The organism is Romboutsia sp. (assembly GCF_035470145.1).
Taxonomy (GTDB): Bacteria; Bacillota; Clostridia; order Peptostreptococcales; family Peptostreptococcaceae; genus Romboutsia_D.
Map to the genome: position 1 here is coordinate 1 of NZ_DATIRC010000380.1, position 1,597 is coordinate 1,597.

The window sequence follows — 1,597 nt, forward strand, 5'->3', positions numbered from 1 at the left end:
CTCAATAAAATTATTTTCGTTTGATTGAACTTTATGAAATAGTGTTCCGTCTTTCATTTAAAATTAATAATGCATGATGTTAAAATTCCCAACTATCCGGGATAAATCATTTGGTTACAGTAGCCCTATTATTTCCCCATCAAAGACACCAGGAGTTCATTCACTCAACAAACCTGCGGCAATTCTCCTGGCTTCTTTTTCAGCAAATAATCCATTTATAATTGCAATTCCAACATCAATTCTTGCCCGAACTAATGGCGCACATACCAGTTTCCCATCCAGGATCATTCCTATATTTTTGCCAATATTTTGTTCAGTAATACACGCCCATTTAGCTTTGCCTGAATCGGTCATGCTCAATTTAATACCAGGGTGATTTTGCCATAAGGTAAACCGGGCAGATTTAATATCATCATTTGTCAGTAATATTTTGTTATGCACATAAAATCTATCTCCGGTTTTGTACATTGACATCTCTTTTAATCCCGGGCCAGGCTGCGTTTCTGCTACACGAAACTCTAACTTTATTTTGTCGGGCTGTTTCTGAGCGGAATTACAACCATATAGAGTAACTATAATAATAAGTGCAATAACCCTTTTCATTTCATACACTCCTGATTTTATTTATCAGTCTTAGTTGAAATTGTTAATTCCTTCCATTGTAATGCAGTAAGTTTCATTCTTTAGTTCTATTAATTACAATAAATTTTGTAATTATTTCTGGTCAATTTCCTGATAACATTTATCTACACATTGTAAGAAACGTAAACAGTTTATTTGATCTATTAACGTTTTCATAATTACTGGAGATTTAGTCTTAGGTTGAATTTAGGGAATGAAAAAATATAGTAGATGAATTTTATAAGTAGTAAACCTCCAATAATAATACCCAATGAATATCCTAACGCGGAGAGACATTCTTCACAACCGGATCTCGATATTACCTCATTGAAGATATGAAAAATAATCAGTGCCTGGTTTATCATTATAAATACATAAAGATAGATATATCCGTCCTTAAGTTGAGGTGCAGTTAAGTATTTTGAATATCTACCTACTGAATATAATGCCCATAATAAGAAAATATGTATAAATACGATATGAAATGGCATTATAAATAAAATGAAGTAAGATATGACTAAAATAGCAGCCAAAATTTCAATATATGGTCTAAATATTAAGTGTAATATTCTGTGATTAAAATCAAATAACACTTCTGAATTTGTCTCAATCGCCAGATTTTTATAATTCTTTTGAGTTTGCCTTAAATCTAAGATAGGAAATGGAATAATTAATATTATCCACAAAAGCGCTATGTAAATTAAATTTTGAAAGCTGTTTATTTCCCCTGTAAAAATCCAAATAATAAATGCTGATAAACCTCCAAGTATCGGCATGACGACCGCGATGCCTATATTTCTTTTCTTTGTATCCTTCTTAATAAAATTTATGTATTCTTCTTTATACCCCCTCTTTTCCAATCGCCGCGTATTTACAATATATAATGTAGCAATTAGTAGAAAACTCCATAACAATATTACAACTAGAATATAAAATTCAATGAATGTTAAATCTTTCATTTTTCCTCCTTAATCAA

General features: G+C 30.9%; 2 protein-coding genes. Both read right to left on the reverse strand.

What is annotated here, in order from left to right; all coding sequences use genetic code 11:
• Positions 1-156: 156 nt before the first annotated feature.
• The gene (locus VLM92_RS14895) at positions 157-603 is read right to left on the reverse strand and encodes a SecDF P1 head subdomain-containing protein (protein WP_325277111.1); all 447 of its coding nucleotides are present in this window, start codon (positions 601-603) and stop codon (positions 157-159) included.
• A gap of 197 nt (positions 604-800) precedes the next feature.
• Positions 801-1,580, reverse strand: a complete 780-nt coding sequence (locus VLM92_RS14900) for a hypothetical protein (protein ID WP_325277112.1) — start codon at positions 1,578-1,580, stop codon at positions 801-803.
• Positions 1,581-1,597: the final 17 nt, after the last annotated feature.